At 61.7% G+C, this 9798-nt stretch carries 4 protein-coding genes and 2 pseudogenes; 1 reads left to right on the top strand and 5 read right to left on the bottom strand.

Annotated elements, in window-relative coordinates:
• The 4 genes and pseudogenes from EHV23_RS16595 to EHV23_RS05535 form a co-directional block, all read right to left on the bottom strand.
• The coding region (locus EHV23_RS16595) for a non-ribosomal peptide synthetase (RefSeq protein ID WP_420813046.1) at positions 1–1713 on the bottom strand (1713 nt) is incomplete at its 3' end.
• Positions 1705–3378: pseudogene (locus tag EHV23_RS16590) on the bottom strand (condensation domain-containing protein); the annotation flags it as partial. The pseudogene EHV23_RS16590 and the gene EHV23_RS16595, both read right to left, overlap by 9 nt.
• Positions 3379–3396: 18 nt before the next feature.
• Positions 3397–4818, bottom strand: a pseudogene (locus EHV23_RS16585) (non-ribosomal peptide synthetase); the annotation flags it as partial.
• A gap of 2 nt (positions 4819–4820) precedes the next feature.
• Positions 4821–6431, bottom strand: a 1611-nt coding sequence (locus EHV23_RS05535) for a condensation domain-containing protein (protein WP_238990293.1), incomplete at its 3' end; no start/stop codon positions are given.
• A 305-nt stretch (positions 6432–6736) separates the two neighbouring features.
• Here EHV23_RS05535 and EHV23_RS05530 point away from each other — a divergent pair.
• Entirely contained in the window at positions 6737–7705 is a 969-nt protein-coding gene (locus EHV23_RS05530) for an RluA family pseudouridine synthase (protein ID WP_125095051.1), read from the top strand.
• Positions 7706–7754: 49 nt separating this feature from the next.
• Here the strand turns inward: EHV23_RS05530 and EHV23_RS05525 are convergent, their stop codons facing one another.
• Positions 7755–9776, bottom strand: coding sequence for a DNA repair helicase YoaA (locus EHV23_RS05525; RefSeq protein WP_158615845.1), 2022 nt, complete (start codon positions 9774–9776; stop codon positions 7755–7757).
• Positions 9777–9798 lie beyond the last annotated feature (22 nt).

Below are 9798 nucleotides of genomic sequence, written 5' to 3'. Positions count from 1 at the left end.
CTCCTGCCAGATTCCGGCCAGCACCTCTTCCACCGGTCCCTGTGGCGCCTCGTACTCGTGCCTGACCAGCGCATCCGCATCCGGCGCCGGCAACGCCTTCCTGTCCACCTTCCCATTGGGCGTCAGCGGCATCGCCTCAAGCCTCACGAATGCACTCGGCACCATGTACGCCGGCAGCTCCGCCTTCAGGTGATCCCGCAGCTGCTCCACATCCGGCAAGGCTTCCTCGGCCAGTTCCTCACGGGCCGTCCAGTACGCCACCAACCGCTTGTCGCCCGGATGGTCCTCACGTGCCGCCACCACGGCTTCCCGCACCTCGGGCAGCTCCGCCAGTCTCGCCTCGATCTCGCCCAGCTCTATCCTGAAGCCCCGAATCTTGACCTGAAAGTCGTTGCGGCCCAGATACTCGATCTGGCCATCGGTCCGCCACCGGCCCAGGTCTCCTGTACGATACATCCTCGCCCCCGGCTCATCACTGAACGGATCCCGCACAAAGCGCTCCGCCGTCAATTCCAGACGGTTCAGATATCCTCGAGCCACCTCATCACCGCCAATGCAGATTTCGCCCGCCACCCCAACAGGAGTGATATCACCTCCAGAACCAACAATATAAATCCTTGTGTTTGATATTGGCCTCCCTATTGGAATACGAGCCAACTTTTGAATGGGGTCACACCTCCAGAAAGTTATACCTGCTTCCGTTGGGCCGTAAATATTATCCAGACGAGCCTTGGGCAGAAGCCGAGTGCAGCGACTCTGGAGAGAAGGCGGAAGCTCTTCGCCTGCACACATAATCTGGCGGACACTGCTGAATTGTCCCTTCCTGGTCTGCTCAAGGAACGCACGGAGCATGGAAGGAACAAAGTTCAAAACTGTCACGCCGTTTGCTTCGATGACTTCTTCAAGGTACTGAACATCCCTGTGACCTCCAGGAATGGCCATGACCAAACGTGCGCCAGACTGCAATGCCGAGAAGATTTCCCATACCGATACATCAAAGCCAATGGACGTCTTTTGCAATACGGTATCCGCTTCCCTCAGACCGTATTCGTCCTGCATCCAGACAAGTCTGTTCACCACACTACGGTGTTCGACCATCACGCCCTTGGGAAGACCGGTCGAGCCCGACGTGTAGATCACATACGCCAGATTCGATGAGGCCTGGCCCGTCTCTTTCCGGCCAATGTTGGCCTCGGGCTGACCTGCATAGGTCGTCTCGTCATCGAGCAGCATGACCTCGCCGATGACTCCCTCATTATCCTTATCCACGGCCCCCATTACAGCCGACAGGCGATCCCGCAGCCTCCTCTGCGTCAGCAGCACCTTCGCCTGCGAGTCCTTGAGCATGTACGCAATCCGGTCTGCCGGATACTCCGGGTCCACCGGCACATACGCCGCCCCTGCCTTCAGAATCCCCAGCAGCCCCACCACCATCTCGAGGCTTCTCTCCACACTGATCGCCACCAGCGCATCCGGTTTTATTATCGGAGCTCCCGCAGCATCCCTCATCGCCCTGAGCCGGTGCGCCAGCTGGTTGGCCCTTGCATTCAGCTCTGTGTACGTCAGCTGCTCGCCCTCATACCGCACCGCCACCGCCTCCGGTGTGCGCCCGACCTGCTGCTCAAAGAGCTCGTGGATCAGCGCCTCCTTCGGGTACGCCGCTTCCGTAGCGTTGAACTCTCTGATGACCCGCTCACGCTCCGGCTCCGTCAACAGCGGCAACTGAGCCAATGTGCAGGCATCATCGGCCACCATCGCCGACAGCAGCACCCTCAGGTGCCCCAGCCAGCACTCAACCGTGGCTCGCTCGAACAGCGCCGTGCTGTACTCCAGCGCTCCCTGCAGCCGCCCTTCTGTCTCGCCCAGCGACAGCGTCAGATCAAAGTGCGTCGTATCGTGCCCGAACGCCCCCTGCTCCAGCATCAACCCCGGCAGCTTCAGCTCGACTTCTGCATTGTTCTGCAGCACCAGCATCACCTGGAACAGCGGGCTGTGGCCCATGCTGCGCTCCGGCTGCACCGCCTCGACCACCTGCTCGAACGGCACATCCTGATGCCCAAAGCCCGCCAGCGTGCGATCCTTGACCTGCGCCACCAACTCTGCAACCGTTTCCTGTGGATCCAGTCGCGTGCGCAGTGCCAGCGTGTTCACAAAGAACCCAATCAGCCCTTCCAGCTCGCTCCTTCTGCGGTTGGCCACCGGTGTGCCGATCACCACATCATCCTGGCCGCTCAACCTGCCCATCAGCACCGCAAACCCGGCCTGCAGCACCATGAACAGCGTCGCACCGTGCCGTCTGGCCAGCGCATTGAGCCCCTCTGTTATCTGCTCATCCAGTTCGAACGGCACCATGCTGCCCACAAAGCTCTGTACCTGCGGCCGCGAATGGTCCGTCGGCAGCTCCAGCAACGCCGGCGCCCCTGCCAGCTCCTCCTTCCAGAAGGCCACCTGCTGCTCGAGCCGCTCACCGCTGAGCCACTGACGCTGCCACTGCGCGTAATCAGCGTACTGAATCTGCAATTCCGGCAGCGGATTCTCCTGCCCCTGGCTGAACGCCTCGTACAGCGTCGCCAGCTCCCGTGTCAGCACGCCCATCGACCAGCCATCCGACACGATATGATGCATGCACAGGTTCAGGATGTAGTCCTTTTCTGCCAGCTTCACCAGGCTGGCACGAATCAACACATCCTGCGCAAGATCGAACGGCCTGTGCAGCGTCTCTTTCGTCAGCGCCTGCCCGGCCTGCTCCTTCTCCGCCTCTTCAAGCTGCGACATATCCCGGTACACCAGCGCAAACGGCCGCACAGGCAGTATCTGCTGCACCGGCTCTCCGTCGTCTGCGCGCACGAACACCGTGCGCAGCGCCTCATGTCGAGACAGGATCGTATCCAGCGTGCGCTGCAGCGCCTCCCTGTCGAGCTCACCCTGCAGACGCAGCACGGCCGGGATGTGATACGCCGACCCCAGGTCTTCGAGCTGCTCCAGGAACCACAGCCGCTGCTGCGCCCACGATAGCGCCAGGTTCTTCGTCCTGTCTGCCAGCTCGATCGGCGCCGTCAGCGCCTCATCGGCCTGCTGCAGCCGGCTGGCAACCGCAGCCAGTGTCGGTGCATCGAAGAGTTCCCGCAGCTCGATCTCCTGGCCCAGATCCCGACGCATGCGGCCCATCAACTGCACCGCCAGCAGCGAGTGGCCGCCCAGATCGAAGAAACTGTCGTTTCTTCCCACACGCTCCACACCCAGCAGTTCCTGCCAGATTCCAGCCAGCAGCTCTTCCACCGAGCCCTGTGGCGCCTCGTATTCATGGGTGATCAGCGCTTCCGTATCCGGCGCCGGCAGCGCCCTCCTGTCCACCTTCCCATTGGGGGTCAGCGGCATCTGTTCCAGCTTCACGAATGCCAACGGCACCATGTACGACGGCAGCTCCGCCTTCAGATGATCCCGCAGCCGCTCCACATCCGGTAACGCCTCTTCGGCCAGTCCCTCACGGGCCACCCAGTACGCCACCAACCGCTTGTGGCCCGGATGGTCCTCACGTGCCACCACCACGGCTTCTCTGACCTGCGCCAGTGCAGCCAGCCGCGCCTCGATCTCGCCCAGCTCGATCCGGAAGCCCCGGATCTTGACCTGGAAGTCGTTCCTGCCCAGATACTCGATCTGGCCATCGTTGCGCCACCGGCCAAGGTCCCCCGTGCGGTATATCCTCGCACCCGGCTCCTCACTGAACGGGTCGTCCACAAAACGTTCCGCCGTCAGCTCCTGCCGGTTCAGGTAACCGCGGGCAACACCGGCTCCACCAATCCAGATCTCTGCGGCCACACCCAGTGGTACTGGCTGCCTGTGCTCATCCAGAATGTAGATCCGCGCATTGGCCACTGGCGCTCCGATCGGCACCCCCTGACCCGGCGTCGCCATCCAGTTCGGTGCCACGTGATACATCGTCGCGCACACCGTCCCTTCGGTCGGTCCATAGGCGTTGATGAAGTGCGTCCTGTCCCGCCACTGCTGCGCCAGCTGCGGCGGGCATACCTCTCCCACCACCACCAGCGTCTTCAGGCTCTCCAGCCCATCGGGTTCTCCCAATGCACTCAGTGCCGTTGGCGGCAGCGTCACATGGGTGATGTTCCGCTCCTGCAGCAATGCCCGCAGCGGATCGCCCGGCATCAGCCGCTCCTTCGTCGACAGGTGCAGGCCTGCACCGTGGCTGAGCGTCATCACCACTTCCCAGGCACAGGCATCGAAGCTGAACGAGGCAAACTGCAATACACGGCTCGTCTCATCGATATCCAGTTCTGCCTTCTGCAGGGTTGCCAGATTGCACACACCGGTATGCTCGAGCATCACGCCCTTGGGCAGGCCTGTCGATCCCGAGGTGTAGATCACATACGCCAAGTTCGATGAGACCTCGCCTGTCTCCTGACGGCCAATGTTGGCCTCGGGCTGTTTCGCATATGTCGATTCCTCATCCAGCAGCAGGATCTCTCCCGGGGCACTGCCCTCACTCCAGGCCGCCGCCCGCAGGCGCTGCTGCAGCTTCTTCTGCGTCAACAGCACTTGTGCCTGCGAATCCCTGAGCATATATCCGATGCGTTCGGTCGGATACTCCGGATCCACCGGCACATACGCCGCGCCCGCCTTCAGAATCCCCAGCAGCCCCACCACCATCTCAAGACTGCGCTCCACACTGATCGCCACCAGCGCATCCGGTTTTATTATCGGAGCTCCCGCAGCATCCCTCATCGCCCTGAGCCGGTGCGCCAGCTGGTTGGCCTTCGCGTTCAATTGCGCATATGTCAGCCGCTCGCCCTCATACTGCACCNCGGAGCTCCCGCAGCATCCCTCATCGCCCTGAGCCGGTGCGCCAGCTGGTTGGCCTTCGCGTTCAATTGCGCATATGTCAGCCGCTCGCCCTCATACTGCACCGCCACCGCATCCGGGGTGCGCTCGACCTGCTGCTCGAACAACTCGTGGATCAATGCATCCTTCGGATATGCAGCCTCCGTGGCGTTGAAACCATGGATGACCTGAGTTATCTCATCCTGATTCATGATGGAGATGGCATCAACCCGGACATCTTCACGTCCCAGAACACAATTCAGCATCAAATCGATGCGATAGGCCATCCGTTCGATTTCATCATTATTCAAAAATGCAGTGTTATAGGAAAACTCCACATCAACACTTTCATTCTCATGGTAATCGTTGACGCTGATGGCAAGAGGGGTTTGTTCATGTTGATGCCGAACCCTTTTCCACTGCGTGACCGTGTCTCCCAATGAGGCCTGGGCTGGAAATTTATCAAACGCCAGAACAACATCATATAGACTCGTACGCATTGAGTAATCCAGAGACGCACAACGATTTATCTCTGAAACAGGGAGATGCTGGTGTCGATAACTACGTCGAAGTTCTCCAGTAACGTACTGCATCAATTCCGGGAATTTACTGCCAGCATCGACATTGATCCTGAGAGGTACCACGGAGGAGAACATGCCGATGGCCCGTCTATGCGCCCTTCCGGTGCGATTGTGTACGGGCGAGCCAATGACGATGTCGCAGACGTGTTTTGTCCTGAAAAAATAGGAAGCCAACAGGGCCAGAAAGAAACTATTTACAGAACCGCCGTGGCGTTTGGCATAGTTCTCGATGAGCGTATATCGCTCGCGGCTCAGCTCCCAGGCATACAGTCCACTGACACGAGCTGCTGACTCCTTGGGCGACATACCCCGCATGCGGGGTAGTAACGCCGGAGGCAACGCACGTAAGCGTTCGGCCCAGAAGGCGCGATCCTTGTCCGCACGTAACGAATTCAGATAATCGTGCTCTGCATCCCAGTACGCTTCGAACGCGGGAGGAGCCTCTCCTTCATCAAAACCCCCTTTCCATAAACGGGTATATGCATGACTGAGATCCATAAAAAAGTTTGATACCGAAATACCGTCACAGATCAAGTGATGAAACCGTGCAGACCAGACATAGCGCTTCTCGCCAGTTCTGATGAGCATGCACGTCCACATCAAATTTTCTTCCAGAGGAAAGGGACGATTCATTGCCTCCTGGACCAGCCGCCCGGCATCCTGGTCTGGAGATGAACTCTGGCGAAGATCCAGGCTCTGAAACGGCAGGTTTATTCGTTCAAGAATTCTCTGTCGAGGAACCCTTTCATGCGAGTCAAACACCAAGCGAAGCGCAGAATGGCAACGGACAACCTCTTCAAGTGCCCTGACAAACAGTTCCTGATCGACCGGGCCGTCCACCTTCACGATCATGCCCACGTTGTAGAATGGAGAGTCGGGGAAACGCATCTGATCCATCCAGACGCCCATCTGAACCGAGATAAGCGGGTGCCAGTTCAGTTCATGGAGGGGGACGGTTTGGGGAATGCACAGTTTTGTGTTTTGACTCATGGATATTCCAATCTGTGGTGTCATGCGCCAATCATCGACCGATAGATTTTTGCGACCAGAGCTCCATTTGCTTTGGAAGTCCTGCCTTTCGGGTGACTTGGAGCGGATTACAACTCCCTACCATTTGCAGGAGGACGCTCTGTGTTTGAACGGTTTTGTCGGTCGTTTTTGGGAAATGGTGCAGGACCGTATCTCTGGGTATAGTTGTTGATGTTATCTACTGGCGGCACAATTAGAAACACTGTTATTAATAGCCAGCGTTTACTCGTTAATTTTTGTGGGTGGTAGACTTCCTGTTTTCACCTGCTATGCCATGTTGACATTTTGGTATGTCTGACGATGCCCCCGTTCACCCTGCGATCACCCTTGACGCATCGACCTGTTCCAACCAGCGCCTCGACCAGTTCCTGGCCAAAGCCCTGCAACCGCACGTAGAAGGCATCTCCCGCACCCGCATCCAGCGCTGGATCGCCCTGGGCGCCGTGCGCGTCGACGGCGCGGTCCGTCTCCCTTCCCTGAAACTCAAGGGCGTCGAGACCATCGAGGTCGAACCCCAGCCGCTGGAAAGCGACACCGCCTTCGCCCCGGATCCGGTGCCGCTTGTCATCGTCCATCAGGACGCCGACATCACGGTCATCGACAAGCCGGCCGGGCTCGTCACCCACCCAGCCCCGGGCAACTGGCGCAACACGCTGATGAATGGCCTGCTGTACGCCGACCCGAAGGCGGCCAAGCTGCCCCGCGCCGGCATCGTCCACCGGCTGGACCGCGACACCAGTGGCCTGCTGGTCTGCGCGCGCACCGAGCGCGCCTTTGCCAGCCTGACGGCCCAGCTGGCCAGCCGCGAGATGGGGCGGCGCTATCTGGCCATCACCTGCGGGCGCACACAGGCCCAGGGGACGGTCGAGGGCAACATCGGCCGGGACGAACGCAACCGGCTGCGGATGGCGGTGGTAGCGGGCTCAGCGGGCAAGCCGGCGCGCACCCATTACTGGCAGCTGGCGGCCAGCCCGGATGGCGAGGCAGCCGCTGTGCTCTGCAAGCTGGATACGGGCCGAACCCACCAGATTCGTGTGCACATGGCGCGCATCGGCCATCCGCTGGTGGGAGATGCCCTCTATGGGGGCAAGCCGCTGGCCGGTTTTGCGCGGCAGGCGCTGCATGCCTGGCAGCTGCAGCTGGTTCACCCGACCTCGGGTGAGCGGGTCAGCTTCGAGGCACCGGTGCCGGAAGACCTGCAACAGCTGGCCGGGAAGCTGGAGCTGGTGTTGCCGGTGCATCCGCCAGAACAACGCTGAACAGATTTCACTGGGTCATGACAGGCTGTTGCATCGCAGGATTTTGCCGCTACGTGCTTTCTTCCTTCAGAAAATCCAGCGCCTCCGCAAAGCTCTCCAGCCGTTTGAACGGTGGCAGACTGGCCAGAATCTGCGCCCCGTAACTGCGGCTGCGCAGCCGCTCGTCGCAGATCACCAGTAGCCCGTGGTCGGTCTCGGTACGGATCAGCCGTCCGGCGCCCTGCTTGAGCGCCAGCATGGCCTGCGGCAGCGACAGCTCGCGAAACGGATGCTGGCCGGCGCGCTGCAGTGCCTGGCTGCGGGCGCGGTAGATGGGATCGTCCGGCGGGGCAAAGGGCAGCTTGTCGATGATTACCAGCGACAGCTTCTCGCCTGCAATGTCCACGCCCTCCCAGAAGCCGGCCGAGCCGACCAGCACGGCAGCTTCGGCCTCCCGGAACTGCTTCATCAGTTCGTGGCGCGGGGCTTCGCCCTGCATCAGGATATCGATGTCGTCACCGGCCTCGCGGCGCAGCTGTTCGGCAATCTGGCGCATGGCCCGCAGTGTGGTGCACAGCACGAAGGCCCGGCCCCGGTTTCTGCGAATCAGCGGCCAGGCCTGCTTTGCCACCCGGTCCGGAAAGTCCGGCGCCGTGGGGTTGCCCAGCCCGCGCGGAATCCACAGTGCCGCCTGGTCCGGATAGTTGAACGGGCTTTCCACCTGCAGCTGCCAAGCGTCCTGCATGCCCATCAGGCGGGCAAAGTGGTCGAGGCTGCCGCCCACGGCCAGCGTGGCCGAGACGAATATCCAGGCGCCACCGTGCTGTTCGCGCGCCTGCGCAAAACGCTCGGCCACCGACAGGGGCGTCGTGCGCAGCTGGGCATGGCTGTCGGTGGTTTGCGCCCAGAGGATCAGCGCTTCATCAGGGGTTTTCGCCGTCGCCCGCAAAAACGCCGTATGCCAGTGCCGCAACCGCTCCAGCAGCGTCTGGGTGCGCTCATAAAGGTGCCCGAGGTCCGCCGAGCTGTCTGCCAGCGGCTTCAGCGTCTGCAGGTGCGCCTCCAGCGCATCGTCCACGTCCGGCAGCACGTCCACCAGCCATTCGTTTACGTCCTGCGCGTCGGCAGACAGCAGTTCCTCCAGCCCCAGCCGCAGCAGGCCCGAGGGCAGTGCCAGCCGCAGGCGGCCAGCCACGGCTTCAAGCTGTTTGTACAGCCCGGGCCAGTCGGCCAGGCCCGGGGCGTCGTGGTTACCGATTTTCTGGCTCTCGCGGCCCAGTTCCAGCAGCTGGCGGGTGGAGAAGGTGTTGCCGAAGAATTCGGTGGCGATGTCCGGCAGCTGGTGGGCCTCGTCGAAGATCAGGATGTCGGCCCTGGGCAGAAAGTCGGCCATCGCATCGTCCTTCATGGCCAGGTCGGCGCAGAACAGGTGATGGTTGACCACCAGCACGTCGGCCTTCTGGGCCTGCTGGCGGGCGTGCATCAGCGGGCAGCGACGCAGCTCCGGGCAGTCCTGCCCCAGGCAGTTGTCGCGGGTGGAGGTGGCAAAGGCCCAGGCAGGGTCTTCTTCGGAAAGCTGGGTGCAGGCGGCGCGGTCGCCGGTGTCGCTGAGGGCGGCAAAGCGCTCGATGATGCGCAGCCGCGCCGGAATCTTCGGGTCCCGAAAGCGCCCGTCACGCAGGTTGCGCGCCAGGTGCACCGGGCAGACGTAGTTGGCCCGCCCCTTCAGGATGGCCACCTGTGCATCGCTGCCCAGCACCTGTTTGATGCGCGGCACGTCGCGCTGGTAGAGCTGGTCCTGCAGCTGGCGGGTGGCGGTGGAGAGCAGCACCTTCTGGCGCGAAAGCAGCGCGGGCACCAGATAGGCGAAGGTCTTGCCGATGCCGGTACCGGCATCGACCATCAGCGCGGCCCTGGCGTCGATGGCGTCGGCAATGGCCTCGGCCATTTCCTGCTGGCCGGCACGCGGGCGGTAGCCGGGCTGGCTCTCGGCCAAGGGGCCGTCAGCGGCAAAGACGGCGCGCGTGGGCTCCAGCAGTGGCGTCTGCTCGGCGCAATCGGTCGTGTGATCGGGGGCGTGACGTGGAGACAAGGCGCAAAATGGGCCGGAAGGA

Source organism: Lautropia dentalis (genome assembly GCF_003892345.1).
GTDB classification, from domain to species: Bacteria; Pseudomonadota; Gammaproteobacteria; order Burkholderiales; family Burkholderiaceae_E; genus Lautropia; species Lautropia dentalis.
Note: the sequence above shows the minus strand (reverse complement) of the source record. Positions and strands in the feature narration are given on the sequence as shown.

Coding starts and splice junctions, on each gene's coding strand:
- EHV23_RS05530 (WP_125095051.1), top strand. CDS start 6,737: ATGTCTGACGATGCCCCCGTTCACCCTGCGATCACCCTTGACGCATCG.